The 16,273-nt window shown below is 25.8% G+C and carries 14 protein-coding genes; 9 read left to right on the forward strand and 5 right to left on the reverse strand.

What is annotated here, in order from left to right:
• Positions 1-235: 235 nt before the first annotated feature.
• The gene (gene modA / locus BHAMNSH16_RS06335; RefSeq protein WP_069731642.1) at positions 236-1,006 is read right to left on the reverse strand and encodes a molybdate ABC transporter substrate-binding protein; all 771 of its coding nucleotides are present in this window, start codon (positions 1,004-1,006) and stop codon (positions 236-238) included.
• A 146-nt stretch (positions 1,007-1,152) separates the two neighbouring features.
• On the opposite strand from modA, the gene BHAMNSH16_RS14295 reads away from it, so the two are divergent.
• The gene (locus tag BHAMNSH16_RS14295) at positions 1,153-1,389 is read left to right on the forward strand and encodes a hypothetical protein (protein ID WP_141709546.1); all 237 of its coding nucleotides are present in this window, start codon (positions 1,153-1,155) and stop codon (positions 1,387-1,389) included.
• 1 nt (position 1,390) lies between these two features.
• Here BHAMNSH16_RS14295 and BHAMNSH16_RS06345 read toward each other — a convergent pair whose 3' ends face one another.
• On the reverse strand, positions 1,391-2,686 hold the full coding sequence (locus BHAMNSH16_RS06345) for a replication-associated recombination protein A (RefSeq protein WP_008726889.1): 1,296 nt from the start codon (positions 2,684-2,686) through the stop codon (positions 1,391-1,393).
• A complete protein-coding gene (locus BHAMNSH16_RS06350; protein WP_008726891.1) occupies positions 2,679-3,671 on the reverse strand; it encodes a hypothetical protein in 993 nt (330 codons plus the stop codon). The genes BHAMNSH16_RS06345 and BHAMNSH16_RS06350 overlap by 8 nt, the downstream gene beginning before the upstream one ends.
• 220 nt (positions 3,672-3,891) lie before the next feature.
• Between BHAMNSH16_RS06350 and BHAMNSH16_RS06355 the strand changes: the two genes are divergently transcribed.
• Positions 3,892-5,742, forward strand: coding sequence for a methyl-accepting chemotaxis protein (locus BHAMNSH16_RS06355; protein ID WP_008726892.1), 1,851 nt, complete (start codon positions 3,892-3,894; stop codon positions 5,740-5,742).
• A 51-nt stretch (positions 5,743-5,793) separates the two neighbouring features.
• On the opposite strand, the gene BHAMNSH16_RS06360 is transcribed toward BHAMNSH16_RS06355, so the two are convergent.
• Entirely contained in the window at positions 5,794-7,554 is a 1,761-nt protein-coding gene (locus tag BHAMNSH16_RS06360; protein WP_069731643.1) for a tetratricopeptide repeat protein, read from the reverse strand.
• Positions 7,555-7,970: 416 nt separating this feature from the next.
• Between BHAMNSH16_RS06360 and BHAMNSH16_RS06365 the strand changes: the two genes are divergently transcribed.
• From BHAMNSH16_RS06365 to scpB, 7 genes are all read left to right on the forward strand, one after another.
• Positions 7,971-8,588, forward strand: coding sequence for a carboxymuconolactone decarboxylase family protein (locus BHAMNSH16_RS06365; protein ID WP_008728164.1), 618 nt, complete (start codon positions 7,971-7,973; stop codon positions 8,586-8,588).
• 53 nt (positions 8,589-8,641) lie between these two features.
• Positions 8,642-8,893 carry a DUF167 domain-containing protein gene (locus BHAMNSH16_RS06370; RefSeq protein ID WP_008728163.1) on the forward strand — a complete coding sequence of 84 codons (252 nt, stop codon included), beginning with the start codon at positions 8,642-8,644 and terminating at the stop codon, positions 8,891-8,893.
• A 75-nt stretch (positions 8,894-8,968) separates the two neighbouring features.
• On the forward strand, positions 8,969-11,275 hold the full coding sequence (locus BHAMNSH16_RS06375; protein WP_069731644.1) for a tetratricopeptide repeat protein: 2,307 nt from the start codon (positions 8,969-8,971) through the stop codon (positions 11,273-11,275).
• Between the two features lie 75 nt (positions 11,276-11,350).
• Complete coding sequence (locus tag BHAMNSH16_RS06380) at positions 11,351-12,475, forward strand: ABC transporter substrate-binding protein (RefSeq protein ID WP_008727727.1); 1,125 nt, start codon at positions 11,351-11,353, stop codon at positions 12,473-12,475.
• Between the two features lie 4 nt (positions 12,476-12,479).
• Positions 12,480-13,472, forward strand: a complete 993-nt coding sequence (locus BHAMNSH16_RS06385) for a FecCD family ABC transporter permease (RefSeq protein ID WP_008727725.1) — start codon at positions 12,480-12,482, stop codon at positions 13,470-13,472.
• 22 nt (positions 13,473-13,494) lie between these two features.
• Positions 13,495-14,229 (forward strand): ATP-binding cassette domain-containing protein, encoded by a 735-nt coding sequence (locus BHAMNSH16_RS06390; protein WP_008727723.1) that lies wholly within the window; start codon positions 13,495-13,497, stop codon positions 14,227-14,229.
• Positions 14,230-14,361: 132 nt separating this feature from the next.
• Entirely contained in the window at positions 14,362-15,033 is a 672-nt protein-coding gene (scpB, locus tag BHAMNSH16_RS06395) for an SMC-Scp complex subunit ScpB (protein ID WP_008727721.1), read from the forward strand.
• Positions 15,034-15,457: 424 nt separating this feature from the next.
• On the opposite strand, the gene BHAMNSH16_RS06400 is transcribed toward scpB, so the two are convergent.
• Complete coding sequence (locus tag BHAMNSH16_RS06400; RefSeq protein ID WP_069731645.1) at positions 15,458-16,210, reverse strand: hypothetical protein; 753 nt, start codon at positions 16,208-16,210, stop codon at positions 15,458-15,460.
• Positions 16,211-16,273: the final 63 nt, after the last annotated feature.

Raw genomic sequence — 16,273 nt, forward strand, 5'->3', positions numbered from 1 at the left:
TTCCCACCCAGAATTTTTTTAAAGTTGTTATGCATATACCGCACGCAGAGTAAAATTTAAAATATATGCAGATTTAAAATTATAATTTAAATTATATAAAAATATTCATACACCGTGCGTTATAAATATAACTTGGGCGGGTGCTTATAAATTCTAATTAAGCTGTAAAGATAATAAATGTAAAAAATCAAAATAAAGCCTTAATTTTAAAGGGCGGGGTATGTAAATAAATTGCTTATATAATAATACCAAATCCATAATCTTTTAATATATTAATACTTTTTTCTGAACATAAGTAATCAATGAAACCTCTTGCCTCTTTCTCTTTTAAAGATTTTTTCAATACGGCAATACTATAAATTATTTCTGTATGACTTTTATTTTCAGCAGCTATTTTTAAATCATTATTACTATTGAGTATAGCTTCTGTTATATAAACTATACCGCAGTCTATTTTATCATTTTTTACTAAATCAATTACTTCTCTTGTATCTTTTCCAAATATAATTTTATCTGAAATAATATCATATATTCCTAAATTATTTAATGTTTCCTCTGTATATCGTCCTATAGGGGAAGTTATAGATTCTCCTATAGCTACCTGATTTATATAATCATTAGTTAAATCATAAAAAGAATTAATATTTATATTTGAATCTTTAGGAATAACTAAAACTATTTCATTTTTAACTATATTTGTTATGCTGTCATTATATAAAAGATCCATATCTTTTAGAATATTCATTTCATAAGGAGAAGATGAAAAATATAAATCAGCATAAGCTCCTGATTGTATTTGTTCTCTTAGCCTTCCTGATGAATCAAATGAACATCCTATTTTTTCACCTGTTTCTTTTTCATAGTTAGTACATATTTCAGTTAATGGATTCATCAAACTAGAAGAAGCAAATATAATAATATCATCTTTTTCTTCTTTGTTTTTTGAACATGAAAATAATAATATTGATATAATGAAATATAAAATAATGTTTATTTTGTTATTCATAAAAATTTTCCATTAATAATATATATTCTATATTAAATATATATAAAATATAGAATTAGTCTATATTTTTTTATTTATATTAAATGAAATATGATTTTGTATGCTTATATGAAACTTTTCAATATATCTTGACTATGGCGGAAGTTTTGGGTGATATATGTATTAGCTATTTATTACTATATATTCATACTTCTGTAGATTTACTTCCATATCCCCCATCTTCCAGAATGATATTAGTATTCATATTTACCTCCAAAAAAGATAAAGTTAACTTTACATTTAGAGGAAGCGAAGAACATAATACTGAACATATAATGATAAATGCTATAAACATCAACATCTTTTTCTATATAAAACAAATTTATTTTATTATAGTAAAATAAATCATATATGCTTTATAATCCACTCATACCTTTTTTTGAGTTCCCGCTCTTCACCTATATCTACAGGCTCATAATACTCTTTTTTTATACCATGTTCTAAATAGTCCTGCTTTACTATATGATAAGGATAATCATGAGGATATTTATATTCTTCATCGCTTTTTTTATCGAATGAGGCAGAATGATTATCTTTTAAATAGTTAGGTATAGAATATAGCTCTCCGTTTCTTATATCTCTTATAGCTTTATTAATTGCATTATAGGCCGAATTTGATTTAGGGCATAATGCTAAATAAATAGTAACCTCAGCTAATGGAATTCTTCCTTCAGGCATACCTATAAAATCAACAATGCTTACAAGAGAAGAAGCAATATTCATAGCATTAGGCTCAGCAAGTCCAATATCTTCAGAAGCTAATATACATAATCGTCTTGCTATATATCTAGGATCCTCGCCGGATTCAAGCATTCTAGCTAAATAGTAAATTGCCGCATTAGGATCGCTTCCCCTTACACTTTTTATAAATGCACTTATAGTATTGTAATGCTCATCTTCATCGAAAGTTATAGACTGCTTGCTTGTAACATCTCTAACTATTTCTTCTGTAATTGTGAGTTTTTCTTTAGTTTCATCAATTTGAGTTGCTAAATATGATGCTTCAAGATATGTAAAAGCCTTTCTCACATCGCCATGAGAATAACGGACTATTAAATTAACGGCCTCATCTTCAACATACACATCATCTTCGCCTAAACCTCTTTTATCAGTAATAGCTTTTAATACTGCTTCTCTTATATCATTATCATCAAGATTCCTAAACTCAAAAAGCATTATACGAGAAAGAAGGGCATTATTTAAATAGAAGTACGGATTTAATGTGGTGCTTCCTATAAGTATAACAGCTCCGTTTTCAACTGCCGGAAGTAAAGCATCTTGCTGGCTTTTATTGAATCTATGTATCTCATCTATAAACAGTATAGTTTTTTTTCTGTTTTCTAAATTTTTCTCTGCTTTTTTTATAGCTTCTCTTATTTCAGAAACATTTGAAAGAACGGCATTAAGTTTAATATATTCGCTTTTAGTTTTTTTTGCTATAATTGATGCTACAGTAGATTTTCCTACACCGGGAGGTCCAAAGAAAACCATAGATGTTATTTTATCATTATCTATCATTTTCCTTAAAGTTTTATTCTTATCTAGTATATGATGCTGCCCGAAAACTTCTTCTATAGTAAGAGGACGCATTCTTTCAGCCATAGGTCTGAAATTATTAATATCCTCTTCAAAATCAAACATTGAGTTTTTCAATATGTTCCTCTACAAGCGGTATATAATTCATAATATTTTCTATTCTTTCTTTGATTTCATATTCAAGCAAATCGGCTATTGATATATAATCTTCATTTGCAAAAGCATCTAAAACATTATTCATCATTTCATTAAAATCACTTATGGCATCTGTAAGAGTAACAGAATTCAAAGAAATTTGAGAATAATCTATGGAATAAATAGAAGCTACATTTGAAAGTATGCTGAATGCATAACTTACTATACGCGAAAATTTTTCTGCATATATAAAAGCCTCTTTATCATTTCCGGACTGAAGTTTATTGACAATAGAATCCAATATATCTAGTATTAGCGGTAAGAACTTAGGCAGACTTCCTACTTTGTATAGAGCATTACTGCTTGTTATATTTCCTGCAAAAAGGAATATCGTATTTATTTTAGCCTCCTCTATAACAATGTACATAGTAGGAAGCATTTTTTCACTTAAAAAAGGCTTAAACTCATTATTAAAAAATTCATTAAATTTATCTATATTATCTGAAGCATTATTAAATTTTTCCAATTTCACTTCAAGCATTTTTAATATATGAATAATTCCGTAGGACTCTAAACTCATATTAAATAGGAATATAGTTCTAGGTATGGAATCCAATACCCAATACATACCATCTTTTAAATCTTCTATATCTTTACTGCTGACTGAATCGGTATTTAATACCTTTTCTATATACTCAGCAATAGACACAATAGAATATAAAGAATATTCAGCCTGACTTAATGCCTCTACTTCTATTTTTTGTATATTTTCTATCGGTATAGTTTCATATTCTTCATCTATATACGGCTGCATTTCTTTATTATCTATAATAACTTTATTGATTAAGAAGTCATTAGAATTGCACCAACTTTCTATAGGTTTTAATATTTCATAAGCGTTAGTTTCATTCTCAAGTATTACTGATAATTCTTTGCCGTTAATAAAAATTTTCATAATTTTTGCACCATAATTTTATATTTAAAAATTCTATATTGTAAATAATATTCGGATTTTATCAGCTATTAATGATTACTTTTTAGCTGTTAATTCAATTAAAAATACCTAAATATTTTTTAGAAAAACTATAAAAATATAAAAAAATTATTGACGATATGAAAATAATTATTATATTCAAAGCGTTAATGATTTTTCATAAAATATATGGAGTATATGGATGAGTAAATTTAATAGTTTGGCGGTGAAAGTGCCTGTAATTCTTTGCATTGTTACTACAATATTGATAACAATAATGCTTATAATTTCACTTACAATAGCAGGCAACGGGATATCAAAAAGCAGATTTGAAGGTTTTGAAACAACAGTAAAGGGATATTCATCAGTATTTGATGCTTGGTTTAGAACGCAGTCATATTTACTAGAAACTTATGCTTCAGTTCCTATAGTAGGAGAATATCTTGCCTACAAAGATTATACAAGAACTGACAGATTAAATGCTACATTAAAAACATTCAGAGAAAAAAATGCCTGTTCTATTAATGTAGGAATAGTTGATAATAATGGTATTATAATAGCTGACAGTGATTATCCAAAATTGATAGGAAGTAAATTTGCAGACAGCAATATTGATATATGGAATAAATTAAGAAATAGACAATACGGATACGGCAATGTAAGCTACGGTAATGAACTTGTACCTTCAATAGTTAATGGCGAATTATCTTTTATTTTTGCTACTCCTGTAAAAAACGGAAATGAAGAGGTAGGATACTTATATACTGTTTTTAATTGGAGAGAATTTTATAAAAATTATATAGAAGGCATCAAATTGGGAGAAACAGGCGGTCTCGATGTAATAGCACCTAATCTAAAAGTATTAATGAATACGGATTATAATAAAGTTAATACAGATGCTCCTCAGGTTTATAAAAATGTATTTGACAATAATTTATCAAAAGGGGTTGTTGAATATATTGCTAATAATCATAAAACAATGGGGTCATATACTAAAATGAAATATGTGCCTTGGATAACTTCTATGACTATGACTTCAGAAGAAATATTTGCTGAAAGCAGAAAAGCTATATTAAGCGGAATCATTCTTGGAATTATCACTATAATTTCTATAGCAATATTTATTAATATATTTATACGCTCTATAACAAAACCTTTATCTTTAGTAGTGCATGAAGCTCAAAAAATAGAAAGAGGAGATTTAACAGAATTTGCAGGCAAAATAAAACCTAGAAAAGATGAAATCGGAATACTTGCAGAAAGTTTTGCTAATATGAGACATAAATTGGTTGAAACTATTAAAGAAGTTAATGATGCTTCTATATGTATAATGAATGCCTCAGAAAAGCTGGCTAAAGGAAATGTAGAATTATCAAAAAGAACTGAAGCTCAGTCAGCAAGTTTGCAGCAGACAGCAGCATCTATGGAACAAATGGCTTCTAATATAAAATCATCTACAGAATACTCTATAACAGGAAATAATATGATGATATCTTCAAAAACTTCTATAGATGAAGCAGGCGATATCATTATACAAACTACAAAAAATATAGAAGAAGTATATGAAGCTAGTACAAAGATAAGAAACATTACTAAAATAATAGAAGACATAGCATTTCAAACTAATATACTAGCATTGAATGCATCTGTAGAAGCAGCAAGAGCAGGAGATCAGGGAAAAGGTTTTGCGGTTGTAGCAAGCGAGGTTAGAAATCTTGCTCAAACTACTCAGTCATCAGTAAAAGATATTACCGATTTAGTAGATAATGCATACGATAAAATCAATAAAGCTACAGGAACAGCAAGACAATCACAGGAAATATTTAAAGATTTAAAAACTAAAATAGATGAAACAGCTAATATCATGAGAGGAATAAGTTCAGCAGCCGTAGAGCAGCAGTCAGGCGTTGAACAAGTTAATAAAGCAGTGTCTGAAATGGACGGAGCTACTCAAATGAATAATGCTCTTGTTAATGATGCTGAAAATGCTTCAAAAGATTTAGTTGTTCAGGCTAATTCATTACAGCATGCTATGAAGTTTTTCAAACTATAAATAATAAATACTTAAAAAGCACATATATCAAAAAATATATGTGTTTTTTATTTATAAATTATTTTCTATTATTCTCATTAATATTAAATAAAGCTCTATATCTTTCTTTCTATAATAATAATGCATAGTATTTAATATACATTCAGAAGTATAATTGAATAATTCTTCTATATCATCTATTACTTTTTCAGCATCTTTTATTTCCGCATCGCTTATAACATCAAAATTAGTTATAATATTTTTTACCGTTGTTATTTTTCCGGAATTATTAAAATTATCTTTTACGGCATTATTGATTATATTTCTATAGGATAAAAAATTATCTATATTAAAATCATTAAAATCTATATAAGATTTTTTTTCGGTATTAGATGAGTACAAACTATATAAATCATTCTTCTCTATATCCTGAAATAAAAGATTAATAAAATGATAAATATCTGTTTTTTTAGAATAAATTTCATCATCATTTAATGCATCTTCTATTTTGGAATAATTTTTTTCATCATCATTTAATATATCTTCTTCTTTTTTATAAATACTTTCTATTTTTTCATTATTTTCATAATCATCATATATATTGGCATTCTTAATAAGTTTTTTATATTTGCTTATATAATTATTGTATTTTTCTTTCTTTCCTGCTTTTAAATATAATTCAGATATTAATTTATAAGCATCAGCCTCATCATCTTTAATTTCTATAGATTTTTTTAAATTAAATAAAGCCTTTTTATAATTACCTAACCTAAAATAGCAGTCTCCAAGCCATAATAAAACTAAATAATTTTCCTCGCTGTCATTATTTAAATTTAAAGACTTTTCAAAATATTTTACAGCATCTTCATATTCACTGTCTATATAATTAATATACCCTATCCAATAATATGCAAGATAATTATTTTCATTATCATATTTTTCATTTACTTCTATAGATTCAAGTAAATAATGAACGGCATTTTTATAGCTTTCAAGTTTAGCATAGCAGATTCCAAGATATAAATAATTTAAATATTCATCACTTTGAGAATCTGTAAGTTTAATAAAACAGTCAAGCTCTTTATCAATATCATTATTATCCAAAGCAATATTTCTTGCCTTTTCAAAACATTCATCTGATAAAGTATTTTCATCTATTACTTTATATATCAAACCTAAAGCAAACCAATTATCAAAATTATCATCTTTTAATTTTACAGATTCGCTTAAATGCTCTAAAGCTTTGTCATATACCTGCATTATAAAATATGTGCTGCCCAAATAATATCTGCTTAAATAATCATTATCTTTTAACTTTACAGATTTATTTAAATACATAATAGCTTTATCATAATTCTTTAACTGAATATGACAATATCCAATATATCCGTATACCAAATAGTCTTCAGAACCTAAAGACATAGACAAATACATTAATGCTGTATTATAATTATTATCATTTACAGCGGTTTTGGCATAAGTTATTCCAAGCCATAAAGTATAATATTTATTGTTATTATCTAAATTATATGAAGCTTTAAAATATTCTAATGCCTCTTTATATACGCCCAAAGAAGCATAACATCTTCCTATATAGTATTTATATATAGCCTTATTAGTGCTGAATTTCTCTAATGAAGAAGCCTTTAGAAAATGCATCATAGATATATCATATTTTTTTAATCTATAACAGCAATAACCTGCTTTAAACATAGCCTCTATATTATTTGGGTTTATAGATAAAATATCATTGCATAAGGAAAATGCATCATTATAATTTTTGTTTTTTATACACTCATCTACTTCATGCAGATATTTATTAATATTTTCCATATAATCCTTTTTAATTATTAGTTGTATATTATAAATCATATTTGAGAAATTTGAAACTACTTGTAAATAATTATATATATAATATGATAAAAAATCATTTTATTACTTATAACTATAAAGATATATGATTTTAGAATTATTATCAGTTTTTTATGGTATATTAATAAATGTAAAAATAATTTAAAATTAAGGAAACATAATGGATAATATAATAAATTTTACAATCAAAGATAAAGAAAATTATTTTGAAAGTGAAACTACTGCATACATTAAACCTCCAAAAAAATTTTATTATTGCTAGCTATAAACTCGCTTAAAAATAGCTGATAACTTGGCAGTTATCAGCTGCTCGTTTATAGCCTAAGAAACGATACTTAATATATAAAAAAATAAAAATATTTTAAAAGGATAATTAAATGAATAACATAAATCTAAATATACAAAGCACAAAAGACAATTACTTTGAAAGTGAAACTACTGCATATATAAAGCCTCCAAAAAGAATACCTCTATTTTTAAGACTGCCTATGTGGATAGCAAAAAAGAAAGTAAAAAAAGACCTGCTACTTCCAAAACTTTTAGCTTGGAATCCTAAAACTGCAATAAGCTCCGGTATAATGGAGGCATTAATTACGCATGATGATAAGGAAGTGCCTAAAAGACTTTTAAAACTCATAAGAATACAAATCTCAATAGATATAGCCTGCCCATTTTGTATAGACATGAACAGCTTTGAATATGATAAAGAAAATGTAACAGAAGAAGAAATAAAGTATTTACAAAATAAAAATATAGATTCATGCCCTACTATGTCAAATAAAGAAAAGATTGCTTTAAAATATATTTCAGCCATTACAAAAACACCTGTAATAATATCCGAAGAATTAATAACAGAAATAAAAAAAGAGTATTCAGAGAGAGCAATATTAATATTAGCCTCCACTGCTGCACAGGTGAATTATTGGGCTAGGCTTATAAGGGCTTTGGGAGTGCCTACTGCAGGGTTTACAAATATATGTAAAATTAATAAATAAAAAATGAATTTTTAATTATATTTTAAAAATATAATAAATTGAAAAATACAATTATGAACATAGAAGTTAAAGTAACAGCGGGAGCTAAATCCAATAGTTTTAAATTTGAGAATGGGGCTTATTCTATTCGCATTATGGCTAAGGCTATAGACGGTAAAGCTAATAAGGCTATAATTGATTTTTTAGCCTCTGAACTCAATATCAAAAAGAGAGATATTGAAATATTAAAGGGTGAGAAAAACAGTAAAAAACTTATCTCTATAAATATAAATGATGATAATTTAAAAAAGTATTTTAATAAATAAAAAATTGCATTTTATTGTTGACATAATATACATATTCATTGTAAAATATTCACAATAATTGTATACGGGGTTTTTATGTACAATACAAGGATGGAAAATCTTTTAAATGAAGTTTCATACAGACTTAATAATGAAGATTATCATCAAACTCTTGAAATATTAGATGTCATACTTAAAAAAGTTCCTAAAAATTATAGAGCAAATCTATATAAAGGACAGGTATGTGTAGAACTTAAAGAATATGAAGATGCTGTAAGATATTTTGAAGAGGCAAAAAAAGTAGATATAAAAACTTTTAAATCTTATAACCTTCTTGGAATAAGTTATCATGCCATAAAACAGTATGACAAAGCTATAGAATGTTTTAATGAAACTTTAAAAATTACCCCTAATTCTTTTAAAGCATACAATCTTCTTGGTATAAGCTATTTTGAAAAAAAAGATTATACTAATGCTATAGAAAATTTTAATAAAGCTATAGAAATTAATCCTAAATATGATAAGGCTTTTAATAATTTGGCTCTATTCTATTATAAAAATAAAAAATATAATGAAGCTATAGAGTTTTTTGAGCATTCAAAATCTTTAGATGAAAGAGTATTTAAAGCTTATGATATGCTTGGAATGAGTTACTATAATATAAATAATTATGACAAGGCTATAGAATGCTTTTCTAAATTCCTTCAGTATAATAATAAATCATATAAAATAGCAAATACTTTAGGTGCGGTTTATTCTTTCTTAAAAGATTATGATAATGCCATAAAATATTTCAATATAGCCATAGATATTAACCCTAAATATGCAAATGCCTATAATAATTTAGCTTTAGTATATTTTAATAGAAAATTATTTGATAAGGCAGCACTTTATTTTGATAAGGCTAAAAAATTAGATATTAATGCTTTTACTGATTATAATAAACTAGGAATAAGCTACTACTCTAAAAAATATTATTATGAAGCTATAGAATGTTTTGAAAAAGTTATAGAAAAAAATAATAATGCTTATAAGGCTTATAACTTTATAGGTATATGCTACTCATCTAATGAAGAATATGATAAAGCTATAAACTATTTCAATAAATCTATAGAAATTAATGACAGATATTATAAGGCTTATAATAATTTAGCACTCGCCTATTATAATTTAAAAGATTATAATAATGCAATAGAAAATTTCAATAAAGCAATAGATATAAATAATAATAATGCAGATTCATATAACGGCATAGGTTTATCCTACTATAATTTAGGGGAAAAAGAAAAATCATTGATTTATTTAAATAGAGCGTTAGAACTTAATCCTTCATACAGTAATTCTTATCAGATATTATTTAATATATATTTTGATTTGGAAGAATATGATAATGCTTTAAGTATTGCAGACAAAATTATAGAAGTAAATCCTTATTCATTTAAGCATTATGATAAATTGATTTCAATATGCTTTAATAATAAAGATTATAATAAAGTGATAGAATATGCATCAAGAACAGATAAAAGAGATGATGATATTTATAATATGCTGGCACAGTCATACTATAGAATAAAAGATTATGATAATTCTTCTATATGCTATAATAAATTAATAGAAAATAAAAAATCAGATTTTGAACTTTATAATAATTTAGCTGTTATATATTACTTGAAAAAAGATTATGATTCACTTTTAAATACTTATTTCAGATATATAGATAATTTTGATTTAAATCATCATAATTTTGCAAGCTACAATATATTTTTACTATCATATACTTTATTGAAAGCAAATATAATAAAATACAATGACTTTCTAAACCTATTTGAAAAATCTTTAAATAAAACTATAGAGTTTCATAATATACATAAAACTAATTCTTCTTATACTCTATATAAAAATATTAACTATAATACAGATACTCTTAAATTATTATTAGATAAAAAAACAGAAACTGAAAATATATTGAATATCTTAGAAAATACAATTGATGCCGGAAAATTTGCGGCTATTAAACCTGTTATAGAAAAATTTAATGAAAAAATGAATATTAATTTATCTTCATTTAGTTCATCTATTAATAATTTAGAAAATAATATTATATGCTTAGAATATGAAACCCAAGACTCAATTATAATCAAAACAAAAAACCGTAATGAAGAAGAAAACATTTACGGAAAAACGGCTAAGTTTATTACTAAAGAAGATAATATACATTATGATACTTTACTTTCAATATTCAGCTATAATTCAGAAAATAAAAGTGATGATTACAGAGTAATTTTTAACAATATAAAAATAAAAAATATATATTTCCCTAAAAACTTTGATGATTCTAATATAGAGATTATAAGAAGAATTATAAATGATGAGAGTATTAAACTCTGCAAATTAGAGAATTAAATTATTATTCGTTAATAAAATATATATATTAAAAAATTATAATTTATATGATTATATAAAAATAGGAGTATAAAAATGAAAAAATGCTTATTACTTATAATATTTTCAGTTTTATGTTTTATTTCATGCCACAATACAAAAGATGACAATAGTACAAATAATTCAGAATATACTGTAACAGTTACAGATGCTTTAGGAAGAGAAGTAACTTTAAAAAAAGACATAAAAAAAATAATATCAATAGACAGAGGTTTCATTCCGCAGACTTTAAAAGCATTGGGAAAAGATAATTTATTAGCAGCCATAGGAGGAGTATACCCTCAGTCTGGTCCTTACAACATAGACAAATCAGATAACTTTTATATAGTAACAAATATATTATCAATTCCGAATATAGGTTGGGCAGGATACGGCAGCTATAATTTTGAAAAAATATTAGAAGTGTCTCCTGATGTCATTATAATAGTGCCTTATGGTTCTTTAGCTGAAAATAGCTATCATCAGGAATTAATTAACCGAATAGAAAATGAATTCAAAATACCTGTAATAATATTGAATGACCACACTATAGCTACAAATTTAAACTCTTACTATGATAATATAAGAATAATATCAAAAGTTGTTAATGCTGAAGATAAATCAGAAGAGCTTATAAAAAAACTGCAGGGATATGTTGATCTAGCCTCATCTTTCAAAAAAGATAATGATACAAATAAAATGCTTTTCTTGGGACTTACCGATTCAGAAACAGGAGCCGGATATGTTCATGGAAAAGATTATGGCGGAGCAGCATATACAACTTCAATATTAGGAATCAGAAATGTTTATGAAAAATCAGATATGCCTATTCTTGGTGCTGAGGAAATATTAGAGATGAATCCTGATATCATAGCAATGATAGACTCGCCTCAATATTCAAAAGCTGTAGAAACATATACAAAAAATGCAGTATTTCAAAATATTAATGCGGTAAAAAATAAAAGAGTATATAGTATGGGACAAGTTTTATGGTGGTCTGATCCTAAATTATTACTTCCTGTACAGCTTCTTTTATTCAGTTATATATATTATATGCCTGAAAATGTTAATATTAGAGAAGTATATGATAATTACATGTCAGATATATTCGGTATAAAAGAAACAGATAAACTTGTTGTGCTTCATAAATTAGAGCCGTTTTTTGAACAAATAAAGAATTAAAAATATGAAGAATAAATCATTAATAATATTATCATCTATACTTGTAATATTATTTATATTATCACTGTTTATAGGTTCATGGGATATTTCACCTATAGAAATTATTAATATATTCTTTAATAAAACAGAAGATATTAATAAAGCAATAGCAATACTGAATGTACGGCTTCCTAGAATACTTTTAGCTGTATCAAGCGGGGCAATACTTGGAGTATGCGGAGTTATATGCCAATCTTGTTTTCAAAACCCATTGGTTGACCCTTATTTTTTAGGGATATCATCAGGTTCTGCATTCGGAGCTGCCTTTGCTATAGTTTTTTCATTACCTATATTTTTAATAGCACCTTTATTTACTTTTATAGCCGTACTAATACCAATGTTTTTTTCTTTTAGAAGCTCATCGGTATTAAAACTGCTTTTTATGGGTATAGTTATTAACTCAGTATTTTCTTCAGGGCTTTCTATATTAAAAGTGGCTGCTGAAATTGGTAAACTTAGAGAAATCACTTTTTGGCTTATGGGAAGTTTGGGAAATACCAATATAAGATACACATTAATATTATTAGCTGTATTTATCATAGCATTATTTTTCTTCTTGATGCAGTCATCAAAAATAGATGCCCTCACATTAGGAGAGCTTCATGCCTATGATAAAGTAAAAGATATTAGAATTTTTAGGATTCAATTACTTATTGCAGTTTCAATATTAATGTCTATGTCTGTACTTGCTACAGGAATAATAAGCTGGGTAGGATTGGGAGTACCGCATCTTTCAAGAATAATATGGAAAACTTCAGCTTCTTCAAAATTGCTTATCAATTCTGCATTCGGCGGAGCAATACTTCTATTATTATGTGATTTGGTTATAAGATCTATAATAAAAATGCCTATATTAGGCGGAAGAATAGCAGGGGAACTTCCTATATCAGTTGCTACTTCATTATTTGGAGCAATATTTTTATTTGTATTTTTATTTAGAAAAAGTAAATATGATTAATAATTTATAAAGAGATTATTATATGATATATTGTAAAGATTTGATTTTAGAATATAAAAATAAAAAAGTTCTGCAATTAGATGAACTTAGCATAAATGAAAATGGGATATATATACTTTTAGGGGCTAACGGAAGCGGGAAAAGTACATTTATAAAATCTCTTATAATGGACAGCAGTGTAAAAAGAGGCGGTATTATAAATATTAATAATAAAGCACTTTCTAAAGAAGTAATATTTAATGACATAGCATTTATGCCTCAATTTTTAAATGTAAATTTTCCTTTTAGAGCCATTGAAGTAGTTATGATGGGACATAAAGAATACGGTATATTTTCAGATGAGAAAAAAATAAAAATTAAGGCTTTGGAAGTAATGGAGTCTTTAAATATAATTCACCTGCAAAATAGAAATGTTGAAAACTTATCAGGCGGAGAAAGGGCTTTAGTATTTTTGGCTAAAACATTATGCAAAAATACAAATATAATTCTTTTGGATGAGCCTGACAGTTCATTAGATTTTCAAAACAAAGTAAAACTTTTTCATTATTTAGAAAATAATAAAAGTAATAAAATTATTATACTATCATCACATGATATAGTATCAATTACAAAAACTGATTATATCATAAAATTTTCAAAATATTCTAATTATAAACCTATACACAAAAAAGATATAAATAAAAATGAATTAAAAGATATATTTCCAGATGTAAATTACGATGAAATATTAAAAGATATATCCTCTATAATTAATTAAAGAATAAATTTATATTCACATAAAAATATATACACAAAATTATGTCTAAACGATTGAAAAAAGTTTTTAATATGATATAATCTAAATATATTAAAAAATAAAAAGGAAGTTATTTTTTAGGGATTAAACATTATGGATGAAATGATTGAAACAAGCGGTGCTCTTTTAGAGAATGAAATTGCAGAAAATAATTCTGATAATAATGCAGAAGTTCGGGCAGCAAATACTGAAAATAAAAACACTTTAGAAATAGATGATTCTATACTTGCAAACGAAGAAGAACTTGAAAAGATTATGGAAGCTATCATATATGTTGAAGGAAATGTTCCTATAAGCAGATTAAGAACTCTTTTCAAATGCGAGAATTCAGATATAAGAACTCATATAGAAAATATTAATAATAGATATAGAAATGCTAAAAGTGCTATAGAGATACTTGAGGTAGGAGATTCAATACTTATGACTATAATACCTTCTACATTTGGTACTTTATCAGCAATATATGATAAAAAAAGAAAGAAAAAAATATCAAAAGCAATGCTTCAGACTCTTTCTATAATAGCTTATAAACAGCCTTTAACTAAAGCTGAAATTGACGATATAAGGCAAAGCGACAGCAGTTATCATTTAAGGGCTTTAATGGAAGACGGTTTTATAGCTTGGAAAGGAAGAAAGGACTATTTAGATAAAAGGCAAACTTATGGAACTACTGATAAATTCCTAATGCATTTCGGTATAAATAGTTTAGATGATCTTCCAAAATTAAGAGAATTGAAGGACTTAGAATTCAATAAAGATGAGTAATAAATAATAGGGCTTTGCTTGATAAGGGTAAAGCCTTTATTATTTTGTCATAATTTTAAAATTTTATTTACATACCCCGCCCTTTATGCTTTGCTGCTATTTTTTAAATTCTAGTTTTAATTATCTTTAAAGCCAAATTAGAATAGTTAACACCCACCCAAGTGTTATTTAAATTCAAAAACTGCTTAACGCACGGTAAATAAAATTTATGATATAATAAAATTTGAATTAAAAATAAACTTATATTTTAGCTTCATTCTGCGTGCGGTATATGGTTATAAACTTAAAAAAATCTTGGGTGGGCAGCTAAAAATTCTAATTAAACAAAAAAGAAAAGAAAAATTGAAATTACAAATAAAAGTTATAATACTAAAGGGTGGGAAAATGTAATTAAAAACTTAAATACACTGTTAATTAAAAAATTTTATATACTATCATTATTTCTGCCAAAAGATACACCTATATAAAACATAAATGATAAAGAAGATAATTGATAATTCTTTATTAAAGTTTTATCAATTATTTTTATATTATTAGTATTATAAGGCATTGAAAAATCATAAAGTATATAAGCTCCGTATAAAAAAGCTAATTTTTCAGTGATATAAGAAAGTCCGTCGAAGTTTATTTTTATATAAGGAGATACAGGAACTTTATATATTGTTTTTATAGTATCGAAATTCCAGCTTTTTTTATCCTGATGCATTAAAGAGCCTTCAAAAAAACCTTCTTTTCTATTTCTATCAATTTGAGCATATAAAGGTATTTTTATTCCCGCACCTATTCCTAATGAAAAATTATTAAAATTGATTTTAGGATTAAAGCCAATTAAAATATTATGAAATGTTAAAGTTTCTGTAACTTTAAAATAATTATATGAATCAGCATAAGGATATTCATAAGTTATAGTATTAGCATTTAAATAATATCCCAATTCAAAAAGAAAACTTATAGAGCTTATGGATATATTTTTATTCAATGCCAAATTATAACCAAGCTGAGTAATTACTCCAAACTCTCCTGCTAAATTTCCTTTTATACTTTCATAAGTATGACTAGGACGGCTTAATGTTATAGATGCAAAACTCCAATTGATACCAAAGGGAATAAATGCATTTACTTCAAATTGTGCAAATAAAGTTATATTTACAATTAAAAAAATAATTACTGCTTTCATATTATTGTTAAATAAAAATTGTTCGCTTATAATCCTATGCCAGAGGCGAACAATTTTTATTTA

The organism is Brachyspira hampsonii, from assembly GCF_002214805.1.
Classification (GTDB): Bacteria; Spirochaetota; Brachyspiria; order Brachyspirales; family Brachyspiraceae; genus Brachyspira; species Brachyspira hampsonii.

Coding starts and splice junctions, on each gene's coding strand:
- BHAMNSH16_RS06350 (WP_008726891.1), bottom strand. CDS start 3,671: ATGAAAATTTTTATTAACGGCAAAGAATTATCAGTAATACTTGAGAAT.
- BHAMNSH16_RS06365 (WP_008728164.1), top strand. CDS start 7,971: ATGAATAACATAAATCTAAATATACAAAGCACAAAAGACAATTACTTT.
- BHAMNSH16_RS06400 (WP_069731645.1), bottom strand. CDS start 16,210: ATGAAAGCAGTAATTATTTTTTTAATTGTAAATATAACTTTATTTGCA.
- scpB (WP_008727721.1), top strand. CDS start 14,362: ATGGATGAAATGATTGAAACAAGCGGTGCTCTTTTAGAGAATGAAATT.
- BHAMNSH16_RS06345 (WP_008726889.1), bottom strand. CDS start 2,686: ATGTTTGATTTTGAAGAGGATATTAATAATTTCAGACCTATGGCTGAA.
- modA (WP_069731642.1), bottom strand. CDS start 1,006: ATGAATAACAAAATAAACATTATTTTATATTTCATTATATCAATATTA.
- BHAMNSH16_RS06355 (WP_008726892.1), top strand. CDS start 3,892: ATGAGTAAATTTAATAGTTTGGCGGTGAAAGTGCCTGTAATTCTTTGC.
- BHAMNSH16_RS06360 (WP_069731643.1), bottom strand. CDS start 7,554: ATGGAAAATATTAATAAATATCTGCATGAAGTAGATGAGTGTATAAAA.
- BHAMNSH16_RS06385 (WP_008727725.1), top strand. CDS start 12,480: ATGAAGAATAAATCATTAATAATATTATCATCTATACTTGTAATATTA.
- BHAMNSH16_RS06390 (WP_008727723.1), top strand. CDS start 13,495: ATGATATATTGTAAAGATTTGATTTTAGAATATAAAAATAAAAAAGTT.
- BHAMNSH16_RS06370 (WP_008728163.1), top strand. CDS start 8,642: ATGAACATAGAAGTTAAAGTAACAGCGGGAGCTAAATCCAATAGTTTT.
- BHAMNSH16_RS06380 (WP_008727727.1), top strand. CDS start 11,351: ATGAAAAAATGCTTATTACTTATAATATTTTCAGTTTTATGTTTTATT.
- BHAMNSH16_RS06375 (WP_069731644.1), top strand. CDS start 8,969: ATGTACAATACAAGGATGGAAAATCTTTTAAATGAAGTTTCATACAGA.